The 14,281-nt window shown below is 45.2% G+C and carries 28 protein-coding genes; all 28 read left to right on the top strand.

What is annotated here, in order from left to right; all coding sequences use genetic code 11:
• Window positions 1-473 precede the first annotated feature (473 nt).
• The 28 genes from rpsJ to rplQ all read left to right on the top strand — a co-directional run bounded on the left by rpsJ (window position 474) and on the right by rplQ (window position 14,124).
• Entirely contained in the window at window positions 474-785 is a 312-nt protein-coding gene (gene rpsJ, locus AB4486_RS12350; protein WP_004736761.1) for a 30S ribosomal protein S10, read from the top strand.
• Window positions 786-799: 14 nt separating this feature from the next.
• On the top strand, window positions 800-1,429 hold the full coding sequence (gene rplC, locus AB4486_RS12345) for a 50S ribosomal protein L3 (protein ID WP_004736763.1): 630 nt from the start codon (window positions 800-802) through the stop codon (window positions 1,427-1,429).
• Between the two features lie 16 nt (window positions 1,430-1,445).
• A complete protein-coding gene (gene rplD, locus AB4486_RS12340) occupies window positions 1,446-2,048 on the top strand; it encodes a 50S ribosomal protein L4 (RefSeq protein ID WP_004738803.1) in 603 nt (200 codons plus the stop codon).
• Window positions 2,045-2,347, top strand: coding sequence for a 50S ribosomal protein L23 (gene rplW / locus AB4486_RS12335; protein WP_004736765.1), 303 nt, complete (start codon window positions 2,045-2,047; stop codon window positions 2,345-2,347). The genes rplD and rplW overlap by 4 nt, the downstream gene beginning before the upstream one ends.
• A gap of 14 nt (window positions 2,348-2,361) precedes the next feature.
• Window positions 2,362-3,186 (top strand): 50S ribosomal protein L2, encoded by an 825-nt coding sequence (rplB, locus tag AB4486_RS12330; RefSeq protein WP_010435149.1) that lies wholly within the window; start codon window positions 2,362-2,364, stop codon window positions 3,184-3,186.
• A 19-nt stretch (window positions 3,187-3,205) separates the two neighbouring features.
• Window positions 3,206-3,484, top strand: coding sequence for a 30S ribosomal protein S19 (gene rpsS / locus AB4486_RS12325; RefSeq protein WP_004736729.1), 279 nt, complete (start codon window positions 3,206-3,208; stop codon window positions 3,482-3,484).
• A gap of 10 nt (window positions 3,485-3,494) precedes the next feature.
• On the top strand, window positions 3,495-3,827 hold the full coding sequence (gene rplV / locus AB4486_RS12320; RefSeq protein WP_004736732.1) for a 50S ribosomal protein L22: 333 nt from the start codon (window positions 3,495-3,497) through the stop codon (window positions 3,825-3,827).
• An 18-nt stretch (window positions 3,828-3,845) separates the two neighbouring features.
• Window positions 3,846-4,544, top strand: a complete 699-nt coding sequence (gene rpsC, locus AB4486_RS12315; protein ID WP_004736734.1) for a 30S ribosomal protein S3 — start codon at window positions 3,846-3,848, stop codon at window positions 4,542-4,544.
• Window positions 4,545-4,555: 11 nt separating this feature from the next.
• Complete coding sequence (gene rplP, locus AB4486_RS12310) at window positions 4,556-4,966, top strand: 50S ribosomal protein L16 (RefSeq protein ID WP_004736736.1); 411 nt, start codon at window positions 4,556-4,558, stop codon at window positions 4,964-4,966.
• Window positions 4,966-5,157: a 50S ribosomal protein L29 gene (gene rpmC, locus AB4486_RS12305; protein WP_004736737.1), complete on the top strand. Its 192-nt coding sequence runs from the start codon at window positions 4,966-4,968 to the stop codon at window positions 5,155-5,157. Before rplP ends, rpmC begins: the two co-directional genes overlap by 1 nt.
• Complete coding sequence (rpsQ, locus tag AB4486_RS12300; protein WP_004736739.1) at window positions 5,157-5,411, top strand: 30S ribosomal protein S17; 255 nt, start codon at window positions 5,157-5,159, stop codon at window positions 5,409-5,411. Before rpmC ends, rpsQ begins: the two co-directional genes overlap by 1 nt.
• Before the next feature lie 162 nt (window positions 5,412-5,573).
• Window positions 5,574-5,945: a 50S ribosomal protein L14 gene (gene rplN / locus AB4486_RS12295; protein WP_004736740.1), complete on the top strand. Its 372-nt coding sequence runs from the start codon at window positions 5,574-5,576 to the stop codon at window positions 5,943-5,945.
• 11 nt (window positions 5,946-5,956) lie between these two features.
• A complete protein-coding gene (rplX, locus tag AB4486_RS12290) occupies window positions 5,957-6,274 on the top strand; it encodes a 50S ribosomal protein L24 (protein WP_004738792.1) in 318 nt (105 codons plus the stop codon).
• Between the two features lie 24 nt (window positions 6,275-6,298).
• Window positions 6,299-6,838 carry a 50S ribosomal protein L5 gene (gene rplE / locus AB4486_RS12285; protein ID WP_004738790.1) on the top strand — a complete coding sequence of 180 codons (540 nt, stop codon included), beginning with the start codon at window positions 6,299-6,301 and terminating at the stop codon, window positions 6,836-6,838.
• Between the two features lie 16 nt (window positions 6,839-6,854).
• Entirely contained in the window at window positions 6,855-7,160 is a 306-nt protein-coding gene (rpsN, locus tag AB4486_RS12280; RefSeq protein ID WP_004738789.1) for a 30S ribosomal protein S14, read from the top strand.
• A 29-nt stretch (window positions 7,161-7,189) separates the two neighbouring features.
• Window positions 7,190-7,582, top strand: coding sequence for a 30S ribosomal protein S8 (gene rpsH / locus AB4486_RS12275; protein ID WP_017061309.1), 393 nt, complete (start codon window positions 7,190-7,192; stop codon window positions 7,580-7,582).
• 10 nt (window positions 7,583-7,592) lie between these two features.
• The gene (gene rplF / locus AB4486_RS12270; protein ID WP_017063712.1) at window positions 7,593-8,126 is read left to right on the top strand and encodes a 50S ribosomal protein L6; all 534 of its coding nucleotides are present in this window, start codon (window positions 7,593-7,595) and stop codon (window positions 8,124-8,126) included.
• A 9-nt stretch (window positions 8,127-8,135) separates the two neighbouring features.
• Window positions 8,136-8,489, top strand: coding sequence for a 50S ribosomal protein L18 (gene rplR, locus AB4486_RS12265; protein WP_004738784.1), 354 nt, complete (start codon window positions 8,136-8,138; stop codon window positions 8,487-8,489).
• Between the two features lie 14 nt (window positions 8,490-8,503).
• Window positions 8,504-9,004 carry a 30S ribosomal protein S5 gene (rpsE, locus tag AB4486_RS12260; RefSeq protein WP_017061307.1) on the top strand — a complete coding sequence of 167 codons (501 nt, stop codon included), beginning with the start codon at window positions 8,504-8,506 and terminating at the stop codon, window positions 9,002-9,004.
• 7 nt (window positions 9,005-9,011) lie between these two features.
• A complete protein-coding gene (rpmD, locus tag AB4486_RS12255; protein ID WP_004736756.1) occupies window positions 9,012-9,188 on the top strand; it encodes a 50S ribosomal protein L30 in 177 nt (58 codons plus the stop codon).
• 5 nt (window positions 9,189-9,193) lie between these two features.
• The gene (gene rplO / locus AB4486_RS12250) at window positions 9,194-9,628 is read left to right on the top strand and encodes a 50S ribosomal protein L15 (protein WP_004736758.1); all 435 of its coding nucleotides are present in this window, start codon (window positions 9,194-9,196) and stop codon (window positions 9,626-9,628) included.
• A gap of 20 nt (window positions 9,629-9,648) precedes the next feature.
• Window positions 9,649-10,983: a preprotein translocase subunit SecY gene (gene secY, locus AB4486_RS12245; protein ID WP_004738781.1), complete on the top strand. Its 1,335-nt coding sequence runs from the start codon at window positions 9,649-9,651 to the stop codon at window positions 10,981-10,983.
• Window positions 10,984-11,024: 41 nt separating this feature from the next.
• Window positions 11,025-11,138 carry a 50S ribosomal protein L36 gene (rpmJ, locus tag AB4486_RS12240; protein WP_000868186.1) on the top strand — a complete coding sequence of 38 codons (114 nt, stop codon included), beginning with the start codon at window positions 11,025-11,027 and terminating at the stop codon, window positions 11,136-11,138.
• A 148-nt stretch (window positions 11,139-11,286) separates the two neighbouring features.
• Window positions 11,287-11,643 (top strand): 30S ribosomal protein S13, encoded by a 357-nt coding sequence (gene rpsM, locus AB4486_RS12235; RefSeq protein WP_004738779.1) that lies wholly within the window; start codon window positions 11,287-11,289, stop codon window positions 11,641-11,643.
• Window positions 11,644-11,662: 19 nt separating this feature from the next.
• The gene (gene rpsK, locus AB4486_RS12230; RefSeq protein ID WP_004738778.1) at window positions 11,663-12,052 is read left to right on the top strand and encodes a 30S ribosomal protein S11; all 390 of its coding nucleotides are present in this window, start codon (window positions 11,663-11,665) and stop codon (window positions 12,050-12,052) included.
• 31 nt (window positions 12,053-12,083) lie between these two features.
• Window positions 12,084-12,704 carry a 30S ribosomal protein S4 gene (gene rpsD / locus AB4486_RS12225; protein WP_004738777.1) on the top strand — a complete coding sequence of 207 codons (621 nt, stop codon included), beginning with the start codon at window positions 12,084-12,086 and terminating at the stop codon, window positions 12,702-12,704.
• Between the two features lie 22 nt (window positions 12,705-12,726).
• Window positions 12,727-13,719 (top strand): DNA-directed RNA polymerase subunit alpha, encoded by a 993-nt coding sequence (locus AB4486_RS12220; protein WP_004729813.1) that lies wholly within the window; start codon window positions 12,727-12,729, stop codon window positions 13,717-13,719.
• A 24-nt stretch (window positions 13,720-13,743) separates the two neighbouring features.
• Window positions 13,744-14,124: a 50S ribosomal protein L17 gene (gene rplQ, locus AB4486_RS12215; protein ID WP_004729812.1), complete on the top strand. Its 381-nt coding sequence runs from the start codon at window positions 13,744-13,746 to the stop codon at window positions 14,122-14,124.
• Window positions 14,125-14,281 lie beyond the last annotated feature (157 nt).

Here is a 14,281-nt window from a genome sequence, read left to right as displayed (position 1 = left end):
GGTGTTGTAGCTAAAATCTTCGCTTAATAGCATTTAGATTTTTGCACTCTCTTCATTAGAAGAGCACGCATCTGAAAAGGGGAGCTTCGGCTTCCCTTTTGTTTTCTCAAAAGAAATATTACCTTCCATCTATCTTCTTCCCTCTCGATACAAAACCAACTTCCAATAAATTGCGATTATTTTTCCAACACTACTTGCATACTAAAGTGTGATCTGTATAATGCATCGCACTGGCTAACGCTGGTTGTGAACCAATGAGCACTGAGGAGTAGGTCTTACCTAGTAATGTATACTCAGCTTATGTTCGCGGTTAATAAAAATAGTAAACTTCTTGTTTACTTCAAAAGTTAACTGACAATGCGTCCTAATTTTGGGTGCTACGGTTTCACATAAATCAATCGGCATTCTCTCGTTTTATCGGGTTTGAGTGGCGATATTGTTTGTGTAATTTTTAATAATTGGAGCTCTGTCTCATGCAGAACCAACGTATTCGTATCCGCCTTAAAGCGTTTGATTACAAGCTAATCGATGCTTCAACTGCGGAAATCGTTGAAACAGCAAAACGTACTGGCGCACAGGTTCGTGGTCCTATTCCACTTCCTACTCGTAAAGAGCGTTTCACTGTTCTTACCTCTCCACACGTCAACAAAGATGCACGTGATCAGTACGAAATCCGTACTCACAAGCGTTTGATCGACATCGTTGAGCCAACAGATAAAACTGTTGATGCTCTAATGCGTCTTGATCTTGCAGCTGGCGTTGATGTTCAAATCAGCCTAGGTTAAGGGAGATAAGAATAATGATTGGTCTAGTCGGACGTAAAGTGGGTATGACCCGCGTATTTACTGAAGAAGGCGTTTCTATCCCAGTAACTGTTGTTGAGGTTGAAGCGAACCGTATTTCTCAAGTTAAAACTCTTGAGACAGACGGCTACGCAGCAATCCAAGTAACTACTGGTGCTAAGAAAGCTAACCGTGTAACTAAACCTGAAGCTGGTCACTTCGCGAAAGCGGGTGTAGAAGCAGGTCGCGGTCTTTGGGAATTCCGTTTAGAAAACGGCGAAGAGTTTGAAGTTGGCGCTGAGCTAAACGTAGAACTTTTCAACGAAATTAAAAAAGTAGACGTTACTGGTACATCTAAAGGTAAAGGCTTCCAAGGCGCTATCAAGCGTTGGAACTTCTCTACTCAAGATATGACTCACGGTAACTCTTTGTCTCACCGCGCACCGGGTTCAATTGGCCAATGTCAAACTCCAGGCCGCGTGTTTAAAGGCAAGAAAATGGCAGGTCACATGGGTGCTGAGCGTGTAACGACTCAAAACCTAGAGATCGTACGTGTTGACGCTGAGCGCAATCTACTCCTTATTAAAGGTGCAGTACCGGGCTCAACAGGCGGAAACGTGATCGTAAAACCTGCTGTTAAAGCATAACGTCTAGGAGTAAGTAATGGAATTGATGGTTAAAGGTGCTGATGCACTAACTGTTTCCGAGACTACTTTCGGACGTGACTTCAACGAAGCTCTTGTACACCAAGTAGTTGTTGCATATGCAGCAGGTGCTCGTCAAGGTACTCGTGCTCAAAAGACTCGTTCTGAAGTATCTGGCGGTGGCGCTAAGCCATGGCGTCAAAAAGGTACTGGCCGCGCACGTGCTGGTACAATTCGTAGCCCAATCTGGCGTACAGGTGGTGTTACTTTTGCTGCGAAACCACAAGATCACAGCCAAAAAGTAAACAAAAAAATGTACCGCGGTGCTATGAAGAGCATTCTTTCTGAGCTAGTTCGTCAAGAGCGTTTAATCGTTGTTGATAACTTCTCTGTAGAAGCACCAAAAACAAAAGAACTTGTAGCTAAGCTTAAAGAGCTTGAGCTAAGCGACGTTCTGATTGTGACTGGCGAAGTAGATGAAAATCTATTCTTAGCTGCTCGTAACCTATACAAAGTAGATGCACGTGATGTTGCTGGTGTTGATCCAGTATCACTAATCGCTTTCGACAAGGTTCTAATGACTGCTGACGCAGTTAAGCAAGTTGAGGAGATGCTAGCATGATCACTGAAGAGCGTATCTTAAAAGTTCTACGTGCTCCGCACATCTCTGAAAAAGCAACTATGGCAGCTGAGAAAGCGAACACTATCGTTTTCAAAGTAGCTAAAGATGCAACTAAGAAAGAGATCAAAGCAGCTGTAGAAAAGCTATTTGAAGTTGAAGTTAAGTCTGTAAATACTCTTGTATTAAAGGGTAAGACCAAACGTCAAGGTATGCGTGAAGGCCGTCGTTCAGACGTTAAGAAAGCCTACGTTACTTTGAAAGAAGGTCAAGATCTTGACTTCGTTGGCGGCGCGGAATAACAGGAGTAGTAAAAATGGCTATTGTTAAATGTAAGCCGACTTCCCCTGGTCGTCGTCACGTCGTTAAAGTTGTTAACGCTGACCTACACAAGGGTAAGCCATACGCACCACTTCTAGAGAAAAACTCTAAGAACGGTGGTCGTAACAACAACGGTCGTATTACAGTACGTCACATCGGTGGTGGTCATAAGCACCATTACCGTGTAATTGACTTCAAACGTACTAAAGATGGCATCCCAGCGAAAGTTGAGCGTCTAGAATACGATCCAAACCGTAGTGCTAACATCGCTCTAGTTCTGTACGCAGACGGTGAGCGTCGTTACATCATTGCACCTAAAGGTGTTAACGCAGGCGACCAGATTCAATCTGGCGTAGATGCTGCAATCAAAGCAGGTAACACTCTGCCGATGCGCAACATCCCAGTAGGTTCTACTGTACACTGTGTTGAACTTAAGCCTGGTAAAGGTGCTCAACTAGCTCGTTCGGCTGGTGCTTATGCTCAAATCATCGCTCGCGATGGTGCATACGTAACTATCCGTCTACGTTCTGGTGAGATGCGCAAAGTTCTTTCTGAAGGTCGTGCAACGATCGGTGAAGTTGGTAACTCTGAGCATATGCTACGTGAACTTGGTAAAGCTGGTGCTTCACGCTGGCGCGGCGTACGTCCAACCGTACGTGGTGTAGTAATGAACCCGGTGGATCACCCACATGGTGGTGGTGAAGGCCGCACATCTGGTGGTCGTCACCCAGTTTCTCCTTGGGGCGTTCCTACTAAGGGCTTCAAGACTCGTAAGAACAAGCGCACTGACAAGTACATCGTACGTCGTCGCACTAAATAATTTATAAAGAGGAATCGCCATGCCACGTTCTCTCAAGAAAGGTCCTTTTATTGACCTACACTTGCTGAAGAAGGTAGAGAAAGCGGTGGAAAGCGGAGACAAAAAGCCTATTAAGACTTGGTCCCGTCGCTCAATGATCATCCCAACAATGATTGGTTTGACCATCGCTGTCCATAATGGTCGTCAGCACGTTCCAGTTTTCGTTACCGAAGAAATGATCGGTCACAAACTGGGCGAATTTGCACCAACTCGTACTTATCGCGGTCATGCTGCAGATAAGAAAGCTAAGAAGAAATAAGGAGTAGATGATGGAAGCTTTAGCTAAACATAACTTTGCTCGTATTTCTCCACAGAAAGCTCGCTTAGTTGCAGACCAAATTCGCGGTAAGTCGGTAGACCAAGCTCTAGAAATTCTAACTTTCAGCAACAAAAAAGCTGCTGTATTAGTTAAGAAGGTTCTTGAGTCAGCTATCGCTAACGCGGAACATAACGAAGGTGCAGATATCGACGATCTAAATGTCGCTAAAATCTTCGTAGATGAGGGCCCTATCATGAAGCGTATTATGCCTCGTGCTAAAGGTCGTGCGGATCGTATCTTGAAGCGTTCAAGCCACATCACTATTGTTGTAGCAGATCGCTAAAGACTAGGAGAGTAAGCAATGGGTCAGAAAGTACATCCTAATGGTATTCGTCTTGGCATCGTTAAGCCTTGGAATGCTACATGGTTTGCTAATACCAACGAATTCGCTGACAACCTAGACGGCGACTTCAAGGTACGTCAGTTCCTTACAAAGGAACTACAAAAAGCATCATTATCTCGTATCGTTATCGAGCGTCCAGCTAAGAGCATCCGTGTGACTATTCACACTGCTCGTCCTGGCGTTGTTATCGGTAAGAAAGGTGAAGACGTAGAGAAGCTACGCGCAGCTGTAGCTAAAATCGCAGGTGTACCAGCGCAAATTAACATCGCTGAAGTACGTAAGCCTGAGCTAGATGGTCAGCTTGTAGCTGATAGCATCGCGTCTCAACTAGAGCGTCGTGTTATGTTCCGTCGTGCAATGAAGCGTGCGGTACAAAATGCTATGCGTCTAGGCGCTAAAGGCATCAAAGTACAAGTAGGCGGCCGTCTTGGCGGTGCTGAAATCGCACGTTCTGAGTGGTACCGTGAAGGCCGTGTGCCTCTACACACTCTACGTGCAGACATTGATTACGCAACTTCTTCGGCTCACACTCAATACGGTGTGATCGGCATTAAAGTTTGGATCTTCAAAGGTGAGATTCTAGGCGGTATGCCAGCTGCTAACGCAGTAGAGCCAAAAGGCGATAAGCCTAAGAAGCAGCGTAAAGGCCGTAAGTAAGGAGTCGAACGATGCTACAACCAAAACGTACTAAGTTCCGCAAGGTTATGACTGGTCGTAACCGTGGTCTAGCTAAAGGTACTGAAGTAAGCTTCGGCGAATTCGGTCTTAAAGCTGTTGGCCGTGGTCGTCTGACTGCACGTCAAATCGAAGCGGCACGTCGTGCTATGACACGTCACATTAAGCGTCAAGGTCAAATCTGGATTCGTGTATTCCCAGACAAGCCAATTACTGAAAAGCCTCTTGAAGTTCGTCAAGGTAAAGGTAAAGGTTCAGTTGCGTACTGGGTTGCTCAAATCCAACCAGGCAAAGTTATGTACGAGATGAATGGCGTACCTGAAGAGTTGGCACGTGAAGCGTTCCGCCTAGCGGCACGTAAACTGCCTGTTAAAACTACTTTTGTAACTAAGCAGGTGATGTGATGAAAGCACAAGATCTACGCGAAAAGAACGTTGAAGAGCTTAACGCTGAGCTATTGAATTTGCTACGTGAACAGTTCAACTTGCGCATGCAAGCTGCAACTGGTCAACTTCAGCAAACTCATACTCTAAAAGCTGTACGCCGTGACATCGCACGTGTGAAAACTGTTTTGACTGAAAAGGCAGGCGCATAATGAGCGAAACTAACCGCATCCAGCAAGGCCGTGTAGTAAGCGACAAGATGGACAAGTCTATCGTTGTTGCTATTGAACGCACTGTAAAACACCCAATTTACGGTAAGTTCATCAAACGCACGACTAAAGTACACGCACACGACGAAGACAACACTTGTGGCCTAGGCGACAAAGTTGAAATCGCTGAGTGTCGTCCTCTGTCTAAGACTAAGTCTTGGACATTGGTTAAAGTTCTAGAAAAAGCGAAGATTTAATCTTTGTAATTCTATAACTTATAAGCGGCTCCAAATTATTTTTTGGAGCCGCTTGTTTTTTGTCTACCCAATTTAAAAAAAGGGTGGTACAATTCGCGTCCCTTTTAAAGAGGCAGCCCGACCCGAGAGGGTCTAGTTTTAATATTTAGCGGAGCACTAACAATGATCCAGATGCAAAGTACACTTGACGCAGCAGATAACTCTGGCGCGCGCAAGGTAATGTGTATTAAGGTTCTGGGTGGCTCTCACCGCCGTTATGCACATATCGGTGACGTCATCAAGGTTACAGTGAAGGAAGCGATTCCTCGCGGTAAAGTAAAGAAAGGTGATGTTCTGAAGGCGGTAGTAGTGCGCACCCGTAAAGGCGTTCGTCGCCCAGACGGTTCTGTCATTCGCTTCGACAGTAATGCTTGTGTATTGTTAAATGACACTACTGAGCAACCAGTCGGCACACGTATCTTTGGTCCTGTGACTCGTGAACTTCGTAACGCGAAATTCATGAAGATTGTATCACTAGCACCTGAAGTTCTGTAAGGAGCGGCAATATGGCAGCTAAAATCCGTCGTAATGACGAAGTAATCATTCTTGCTGGTAAAGATAAAGGCAAGAAAGGTAAAGTAACTAAGGTTCTGACAACTGGTAAAGTTATCGTTGAAGGCATCAACCTTGTTAAGAAACACCAAAAGCCGGTTCCGGCTCTAGGTCAACAAGGTGGCATCGTTGAACAAGAAGCAGCTATTGATGCTTCTAACGTTGCTGTTTTTAACGCGGCTACTGGTAAAGCAGACCGTATCGGTTTCCGTATCGAAGATGGCAAGAAAGTTCGTTTCTTCAAATCTAACGGCGAAACTGTTTCTAACTAATTAGAAGTAATTTGGAGTTCTACTATGGCGAAACTGCATGATTACTACAAGTCGTCTGTAGTCGCTGAGCTTACCAAAGAGTTCAGCTACACAAGCGTCATGCAAGTCCCTAGGATTGAGAAAATCACCCTAAATATGGGCGTTGGTGAAGCAATCAACGATAAGAAACTGCTAGAAAACGCAGCAGCTGATATGGCAACGATCTCTGGTCAAAAGCCACTTATCACTAAAGCGCGTAAATCTGTAGCTGGTTTCAAAATTCGTGAAGGCTACCCAATTGGTTGTAAAGTAACCTTGCGTGGTGAGCGCATGTGGGAATTTTTAGAGCGTTTAATCTCTATCGCACTTCCACGTGTACGTGATTTCCGTGGTGTTAGCGCTAAGTCTTTTGACGGTCGCGGTAACTACAGCATGGGCGTTCGCGAGCAAATCATCTTTCCGGAAATCGACTACGATAAAGTCGATCGTGTCCGCGGTCTTGATATCACTATCACGACTTCTGCGGGTTCCGATGAGGAAGGCCGAGCTCTGCTGGCTGCCTTTAACTTCCCATTCCGTAAGTAAGGGTAGGGTTACTGTTATGGCTAAACAATCAATGAAAGCACGTGAAGCTAAACGTGCAAAACTAGTAGCTAAGTTCGCTGAAAAGCGTTCTGCGCTAAAAGTTATCATTAGCGATGTAAACGCATCTGAAGAAGATCGTTGGAATGCGGTTCTTAAACTGCAATCTCTTCCACGTGATTCAAGTGCATCACGTCAGCGCAACCGTTGCAACCAAACTGGTCGTCCACACGGTTACCTACGTAAATTCGGTCTAAGCCGCATTAAGGTTCGTGAAGCTTGCATGAAAGGCGAGATTCCGGGTCTTCGTAAGGCTAGCTGGTAATTGCCACTTAATCATTTGGAGTAAATCTTATGAGCATGCAAGATCCGATTTCGGATATGCTGACCCGAGTTCGTAACGGTCAGGCAGCAAACAAAGTTGCTGTAAAAATGCCTTCTTCAAAGCTTAAAGTTGCAATTGCTGCATTACTTAAAGCTGAAGGTTACATCGTAGACTTCGCTGTTAACAGCGAAGCAAAACCTGAGCTAGAAGTTACTCTTAAGTACTTCCAAGCTAAACCTGTAATCGAGCAAATCAAGCGTGTATCACGTCCTGGTCTAAGAGTTTATAAAAATAAAGACTCTTTACCTACAGTGATGGGTGGTCTTGGTATTGCAGTTGTTTCTACTTCCAAGGGTCTGATGTCTGACCGTGCTGCTCGTAAAGCAGGTCTTGGCGGTGAAATCATCTGTTACGTAGCTTAAGGAGTAGATTATGTCTCGTGTTGCTAAAGCACCTGTCGCTATTCCAGCTGGCGTAGAGGTGAAACTAAACGGCCAAGAAGTTACTGTAAAAGGTAGCAAAGGTGAGCTTACTCGCGTTCTTAACAGCGCCGTAGTTATTGCACAGGAAGAAACCAACCTAACTTTCGGTCCGAAAGAAGGTGTTACTAACGCATGGGCACAAGCTGGTACAGCTCGCGCTCTAGTTAATAACATGGTTGTGGGTGTTACTGAGGGCTTCACTAAGAAGCTAACTCTTAAGGGTGTTGGTTACCGTGCTGCTATGAAAGGCAACTCTGTAGCTCTAACTCTTGGTTTTTCTCACCCAGTAGAGCACGCTCTACCTGAAGGTATTAAAGCTGAGTGCCCTAGCCAAACTGAGATCATCATTACTGGTTGCGATAAGCAAGTAGTAGGTCAAGTTGCGGCTGACATTCGTTCTTACCGTGCTCCTGAGCCTTACAAAGGCAAAGGTGTTCGTTACGCAGATGAAAATGTGCGTACTAAAGAAGCTAAGAAGAAGTAAGGTATCACTATGGATAAGAAAGCATCTCGCATCCGTCGTGCTACACGTGCACGTCGTAAGATTGCAGAACTTGGTGCAACTCGCCTGGTAGTACACCGTACTCCTCGCCATGTTTACGCACAAGTTATCGCGGCAAACGGCTCTGAGGTTATCGCAGCTGCTTCTACTGTAGAAAAAGCGATCCGTGAGCAAGTTAAGAACACTGGTAACGTTGATGCAGCTAAAGCAGTTGGTAAAGCTGTTGCTGAGCGCGCTCTTGAAAAAGGCGTAGCTTCAGTTGCATTTGATCGTTCTGGTTTCCAATACCACGGTCGAGTAGCGGCGCTAGCAGAATCTGCTCGCGAAGCTGGTCTGAAATTCTAAGGTAGGGTTGGAAGATGGCTAAAGAACAACAACAAGCTAATGATTTGCAAGAAAAGCTGATCGCAGTTAACCGTGTATCTAAGACGGTTAAAGGTGGTCGAATCATGAGCTTTACTGCACTAACAGTAGTTGGTGACGGTAACGGTCGCGTAGGTTTCGGTTACGGCAAAGCTCGTGAAGTACCTGCTGCGATTCAAAAAGCAATGGAAAAAGCGCGCCGTAACATGGTTACAGTATCGCTTAACGAAGGCACTCTTCACCACCCGGTGAAAGGTCGTCATTCGGGCTCTAAAGTTTACATGCAGCCAGCTGCAGAAGGTACAGGTGTTATTGCCGGCGGTGCAATGCGTGCTGTACTTGAAGTTGCGGGCGTACATAACGTACTTTCTAAAGCATACGGTTCAACGAACCCGATCAACATCGTTCGTGCAACGATTGGTGCTCTAGTAGACGTTAAGTCACCAGAAATGGTTGCTGCTAAACGTGGTCTAACTGTTGAATCTATTTCGGAGTAAGCACACGATGGCAACTATTAAAGTAACTCAAACTAAAAGCTCAATTGGTCGCCTACCTAAGCACAAAGCGTGTCTTAAAGGTCTAGGTCTTCGTCGCATCAACCATACAGTAGAACTTGAAGATACACCGTGCGTACGCGGTATGATCAACAAGGTTTACTACATGGTTAAGATTGAGGAGTAATCAGAATGCGTTTGAATACTCTATCACCGGCTGCTGGCTCTAAACCTTCTAAGAAGCGTGTAGGTCGTGGTATCGGTTCTGGCCTTGGTAAAACAGGTGGCCGCGGTCACAAAGGTCAAAAGTCACGTTCTGGCGGCTCTGTTCGTCCAGGTTTTGAAGGCGGTCAAATGCCTCTAAAACAACGTCTACCTAAATTCGGTTTCACTTCTCGTAAGAGCCTAGTGTCTGCTGAAGTTCGTTTAGCTGAGCTAGCGAAAGTAACAGGTGACGTAGTTGATCTTAACAGCCTTAAAGCTGCTAACGTTATCACTAAGAACATCGAGTTTGTTAAGATCGTTCTTTCTGGTGACCTAAGCAAAGCTGTGACTGTTAAAGGTCTACGCGTGACTAAAGGCGCTAAAGCTGCAATCGAAGCTGCAGGCGGTAAAATCGAGGAATAATCTCGAGGAACGAGGTACAGATGGCTAAGAAACCAGGACAAGATTTTCGTAGTGCTCAGAGCGGCTTAAGTGAACTAAAGTCGCGCTTATTATTCGTAATTGGTGCACTTTTAGTATTCCGAGCCGGCTCTTTTGTGCCGATCCCTGGTATTGACGCAGCTGTACTTGCCGATTTGTTCGATCAGCAAAAAGGTACCATCGTAGAAATGTTTAACATGTTCTCCGGTGGTGCTCTTGAGCGTGCATCTATATTAGCATTGGGTATCATGCCGTACATTTCGGCATCGATCGTAGTCCAATTGCTAACTGTAGTTCATCCAGCGTTAGCGGAACTCAAGAAAGAGGGTGAAGCAGGCCGTCGTAAGATAAGCCAATATACACGCTACGGCACGCTTGTACTTGCAACATTCCAAGCTATTGGTATCGCAACAGGCTTACCAAACATGGTCGACAATCTGGTTGTTATCAACCAAACCATGTTTACGCTTATTGCTACCGTGAGTTTAGTAACTGGTACCATGTTCTTAATGTGGTTAGGTGAACAAATCACTGAGCGAGGAATCGGTAATGGTATTTCCATTCTGATTTTTGCAGGTATTGTTGCTGGATTGCCTTCTGCAATCGGTCAAACAATCGAGCAAGCGCGTCAAGGTGAATTGCATGTGCTTCTTCTGCTGTTGATTGCTGTATTGTCTTTTGCTGTTATTTACTTCGTAGTTTTCATGGAACGTGGTCAACGTCGTATCGTCGTTAACTATGCGAAACGTCAACAAGGTCGTAAAGTTTTTGCAGCACAAAGCTCTCACTTGCCTCTTAAGATTAATATGGCAGGTGTTATTCCAGCGATTTTCGCATCAAGTATTATTTTGTTCCCAGGAACATTAGCGCAGTGGTTTGGTCAAAATGGTGAAAGCAGCGCGTTCGGTTGGTTAACTGACGTGTCATTAGCTCTTAGCCCAGGTCAACCTTTGTATGTAATGCTTTATGCAGCAGCTATAATCTTCTTCTGTTTCTTCTATACAGCGTTGGTGTTTAACCCACGTGAAACAGCTGATAACTTGAAGAAGTCTGGTGCATTCGTACCCGGTATCCGCCCAGGTGAGCAGACAGCGAAATATATCGATAAAGTGATGACTAGACTAACCCTTGCGGGCGCTCTATACATTACTTTTATATGTCTGATTCCTGAGTTCATGATGGTCGCGTGGAACGTTCGTTTCTACTTTGGCGGCACATCACTACTAATCGTAGTGGTAGTTATCATGGATTTCATGGCACAGGTACAGACTCATCTGATGTCACAACAGTATGATTCTGTGTTAAAGAAAGCGAATCTGAAGGGTTACGGCCGTTAATTCGGTGGTAACAATTTCGATTCCATTTACGGAGTTTAGCAATGAAAGTTCGTGCTTCCGTTAAAAAAATCTGCCGTAACTGTAAAGTTATCAAGCGTAACGGTGTCGTTCGCGTGATTTGCAGTGAGCCAAAGCATAAGCAACGCCAAGGCTAATTAGCAGAAATTTTTACTTGAAATACAAGGTAGAGTCGAGTATATTCCTCGGCCTACCTTTTGCGTGCAAAAGAAGTAGTATGCCGCAGCGTATCCATAACGGGCTTTGCTGCGGATAATTCTTTTATGAACCCCTTAGGAGTGAATAATGGCCCGTATAGCCGGCATTAACATTCCTGATCATAAGCATTCTGTAATTGCACTTACTGCAATCTACGGTATCGGTAAAACTCGCTCTCAAGCTATTCTAGCTGAAGTGGGTATTGCTGAAGATGCTAAGATCAGTGAACTAACTGAAGAGCAGATCGATCAACTGCGTGATGGTGTAGCTAAGTACACTGTAGAAGGTGATCTACGTCGTGAAGTATCGATGAACATCAAGCGTCTTATGGACCTTGGCTGTTACCGCGGTCTTCGTCATCGTCGCAGTCTACCACTACGTGGACAGCGTACTAAAACCAACGCTCGCACCCGTAAGGGTCCGCGCAAGCCGATCAAGAAATAGTCGGATAAGGTAGAGTACAATGGCAAAACAACCAACTCGCGCGCGTAAGCGCGTACGCAAGCAAGTAGCTGATGGCGTAGCGCACATTCATGCTTCTTTCAACAACACAATCGTAACTATCACTGACCGTCAAGGCAACGCTCTTGCATGGGCTACAGCAGGTGGTTCAGGTTTCCGTGGTTCTCGTAAATCTACTCCGTTCGCAGCACAAGTTGCAGCTGAGCGTTGTGGTGAAATGGCTAAAGAATATGGCCTAAAGAACTTGGAAGTTATGGTTAAGGGTCCAGGTCCAGGTCGCGAATCTACTGTTCGTGCACTGAACGCTGCTGGTTTCCGTATCACTAACATTGTTGATGCGACACCAATCCCTCATAACGGTTGTCGTCCACCTAAGAAACGTCGCGTTTAAGTTTCGTTTCTAGGAATATTGGAGAAAGATCATGGCAAGATATTTGGGTCCTAAGCTTAAGCTTAGCCGTCGCGAAGGTACTGACTTATTCCTTAAGTCTGGTGTCCGTGCGATCGATACCAAGTGTAAAATTGATAACGCACCAGGTGTACACGGCGCTCGTCGCGGTCGTCTATCTGAGTATGGCGTTCAGCTTCGTGAGAAGCAAAAAGTTCGTCGTATCTACGGCGTTCTAGAAAAACAATTCCGCAACTACTACAAAGAAGCTGCACGTCTTAAAGGCAACACAGGTGCAAACCTGCTTCAGCTTCTTGAAGGTCGTCTTGATAACGTAGTTTACCGTATGGGCTTTGGCGCTACTCGTGCTGAATCTCGTCAACTAGTTAGCCACAAGTCTATTCTAGTTAACGGTAAAGTTGTAAACGTTCCTTCTTTCAAAGTAGCGGCAAACGACGTTGTTTCTATCCGCGAGAAAGCTAAACAGCAATCTCGTATTAAAGCGGCTCTAGAAGTTGCTGAACAACGTGAAAAGCCAACTTGGATTGAAGTAGATGCTGGCAAAATGGAAGGTACATTCAAGCGTATGCCTGAGCGTTCTGACCTATCAGCTGACATCAATGAACACTTGATCGTCGAACTTTACTCTAAGTAAGGTTAAAAAAAGAGAGGACACAATGCAGGGTTCTGTAACAGAATTTCTTAAGCCGCGTCTTGTTGACATTGAACAGATCAATACGACACACGCGAAAGTAACTCTTGAGCCATTAGAGCGCGGTTTCGGCCACACTCTAGGTAATGCTCTTCGCCGCATTCTTCTATCTTCTATGCCGGGTTGTGCCGTAACAGAAGTTGAAATTGAAGGTGTGCTACACGAATACAGCACTAAAGAAGGCGTTCAGGAAGATATCCTGGAAATCCTTCTAAACCTTAAAGGTTTGGCTGTACGCGTTGCTGAAGGCAAAGATGAAGTGTTTATTACACTGAACAAATCAGGCTCAGGCCCTGTTGTTGCAGGTGACATCACCCACGATGGTGATGTAGAGATCGCTAACCCTGAGCACGTAATTTGTCACCTAACGGATGACAACGCTGAGATCGCTATGCGTATCAAAGTAGAACGTGGTCGTGGTTACGTTCCAGCTTCAGCTCGTATCCATACTGAAGAAGATGAGCGTCCTATCGGTCGTCTACTAGTTGACGCTACTTACAGCCCGGTTGATAAAATCGCTTACGCTGTAGAAGCGGCACGTGTAGAACAACGTACTGATTTAGACAAGCTTGTTATCGATATGGAAACGAACGGTACTCTAGAACCTGAGGAAGCAATCCGTCGTGCAGCTACTATTTTAGCTGAACAACTGGATGCGTTCGTAGATCTTCGTGATGTACGTGTACCTGAGGAGAAGGAAGAGAAGCCAGAATTCGATCCTATCCTACTACGTCCTGTAGACGATCTTGAACTAACAGTTCGCTCTGCTAACTGTTTGAAAGCAGAAGCGATTCACTACATCGGTGATCTTGTACAGCGCACTGAGGTTGAGCTACTTAAAACGCCAAACCTTGGTAAGAAATCTCTTACAGAGATTAAAGATGTGCTTGCTTCACGTGGTCTTTCTCTAGGCATGCGTCTAGAAAACTGGCCACCAGCGTCAATCGCTGAAGATTAATCGAAAAGTTAGAAGGATTAGGTCATGCGCCATCGTAAAAGTGGTCGTCAACTCAACCGCAACAGCAGTCATCGCAAAGCGATGTTCAGCAACATGGCTAGCTCTCTTGTTCGTCACGAAGTTATTAAAACTACCGTGCCTAAAGCAAAAGAACTACGTCGCGTAATTGAGCCATTGATTACCCTAGCTAAGACAGACAGTGTTGCTAACCGTCGTCTTGCATTTGCTCGCACTCGTGATAACGAAGTTGTGGCAAAACTATTTAATGAACTAGGCCCGCGTTTCGCGGCTCGCCAAGGTGGTTACACTCGCATTCTTAAATGTGGTTTCCGTACTGGTGATAAAGCTCCAATGGCTTACATTGAGCTTGTAGACCGCCCAGCTGCTGAAGAAGCTGCTGAGTAATCTATACTAGATTCTTAATACAAAAGCCGAGCATTAGCTCGGCTTTTTTGTGTCTGTAGAACAAGGAAAAGATAATAGAAATTGCACCATGATGTTTGGCACTTTTTGCTTGTCTTATCTGCTCCAATTTTCAAAAATGTCTCGTGTCTCGTGTCTC

It is taken from the genome of Vibrio sp. 10N.222.55.C6 (assembly GCF_041473395.1).
In the GTDB taxonomy this organism is placed as follows: Bacteria; Pseudomonadota; Gammaproteobacteria; order Enterobacterales; family Vibrionaceae; genus Vibrio; species Vibrio crassostreae_C.
This window is presented reverse-complemented; position numbering and strand designations above follow the sequence as displayed.

What these genes read in the sequence shown, in the direction of transcription:
- rpsJ (WP_004736761.1), top strand. Translation starts at nt 474, where the DNA reads ATGCAGAACCAACGTATTCGTATCCGCCTTAAAGCGTTTGATTACAAG.
- rplC (WP_004736763.1), top strand. Translation starts at nt 800, where the DNA reads ATGATTGGTCTAGTCGGACGTAAAGTGGGTATGACCCGCGTATTTACT.
- rplD (WP_004738803.1), top strand. Translation starts at nt 1,446, where the DNA reads ATGGAATTGATGGTTAAAGGTGCTGATGCACTAACTGTTTCCGAGACT.
- rplW (WP_004736765.1), top strand. Translation starts at nt 2,045, where the DNA reads ATGATCACTGAAGAGCGTATCTTAAAAGTTCTACGTGCTCCGCACATC.
- rplB (WP_010435149.1), top strand. Translation starts at nt 2,362, where the DNA reads ATGGCTATTGTTAAATGTAAGCCGACTTCCCCTGGTCGTCGTCACGTC.
- rpsS (WP_004736729.1), top strand. Translation starts at nt 3,206, where the DNA reads ATGCCACGTTCTCTCAAGAAAGGTCCTTTTATTGACCTACACTTGCTG.
- rplV (WP_004736732.1), top strand. Translation starts at nt 3,495, where the DNA reads ATGGAAGCTTTAGCTAAACATAACTTTGCTCGTATTTCTCCACAGAAA.
- rpsC (WP_004736734.1), top strand. Translation starts at nt 3,846, where the DNA reads ATGGGTCAGAAAGTACATCCTAATGGTATTCGTCTTGGCATCGTTAAG.
- rplP (WP_004736736.1), top strand. Translation starts at nt 4,556, where the DNA reads ATGCTACAACCAAAACGTACTAAGTTCCGCAAGGTTATGACTGGTCGT.
- rpmC (WP_004736737.1), top strand. Translation starts at nt 4,966, where the DNA reads ATGAAAGCACAAGATCTACGCGAAAAGAACGTTGAAGAGCTTAACGCT.
- rpsQ (WP_004736739.1), top strand. Translation starts at nt 5,157, where the DNA reads ATGAGCGAAACTAACCGCATCCAGCAAGGCCGTGTAGTAAGCGACAAG.
- rplN (WP_004736740.1), top strand. Translation starts at nt 5,574, where the DNA reads ATGATCCAGATGCAAAGTACACTTGACGCAGCAGATAACTCTGGCGCG.
- rplX (WP_004738792.1), top strand. Translation starts at nt 5,957, where the DNA reads ATGGCAGCTAAAATCCGTCGTAATGACGAAGTAATCATTCTTGCTGGT.
- rplE (WP_004738790.1), top strand. Translation starts at nt 6,299, where the DNA reads ATGGCGAAACTGCATGATTACTACAAGTCGTCTGTAGTCGCTGAGCTT.
- rpsN (WP_004738789.1), top strand. Translation starts at nt 6,855, where the DNA reads ATGGCTAAACAATCAATGAAAGCACGTGAAGCTAAACGTGCAAAACTA.
- rpsH (WP_017061309.1), top strand. Translation starts at nt 7,190, where the DNA reads ATGAGCATGCAAGATCCGATTTCGGATATGCTGACCCGAGTTCGTAAC.
- rplF (WP_017063712.1), top strand. Translation starts at nt 7,593, where the DNA reads ATGTCTCGTGTTGCTAAAGCACCTGTCGCTATTCCAGCTGGCGTAGAG.
- rplR (WP_004738784.1), top strand. Translation starts at nt 8,136, where the DNA reads ATGGATAAGAAAGCATCTCGCATCCGTCGTGCTACACGTGCACGTCGT.
- rpsE (WP_017061307.1), top strand. Translation starts at nt 8,504, where the DNA reads ATGGCTAAAGAACAACAACAAGCTAATGATTTGCAAGAAAAGCTGATC.
- rpmD (WP_004736756.1), top strand. Translation starts at nt 9,012, where the DNA reads ATGGCAACTATTAAAGTAACTCAAACTAAAAGCTCAATTGGTCGCCTA.
- rplO (WP_004736758.1), top strand. Translation starts at nt 9,194, where the DNA reads ATGCGTTTGAATACTCTATCACCGGCTGCTGGCTCTAAACCTTCTAAG.
- secY (WP_004738781.1), top strand. Translation starts at nt 9,649, where the DNA reads ATGGCTAAGAAACCAGGACAAGATTTTCGTAGTGCTCAGAGCGGCTTA.
- rpmJ (WP_000868186.1), top strand. Translation starts at nt 11,025, where the DNA reads ATGAAAGTTCGTGCTTCCGTTAAAAAAATCTGCCGTAACTGTAAAGTT.
- rpsM (WP_004738779.1), top strand. Translation starts at nt 11,287, where the DNA reads ATGGCCCGTATAGCCGGCATTAACATTCCTGATCATAAGCATTCTGTA.
- rpsK (WP_004738778.1), top strand. Translation starts at nt 11,663, where the DNA reads ATGGCAAAACAACCAACTCGCGCGCGTAAGCGCGTACGCAAGCAAGTA.
- rpsD (WP_004738777.1), top strand. Translation starts at nt 12,084, where the DNA reads ATGGCAAGATATTTGGGTCCTAAGCTTAAGCTTAGCCGTCGCGAAGGT.
- AB4486_RS12220 (WP_004729813.1), top strand. Translation starts at nt 12,727, where the DNA reads ATGCAGGGTTCTGTAACAGAATTTCTTAAGCCGCGTCTTGTTGACATT.
- rplQ (WP_004729812.1), top strand. Translation starts at nt 13,744, where the DNA reads ATGCGCCATCGTAAAAGTGGTCGTCAACTCAACCGCAACAGCAGTCAT.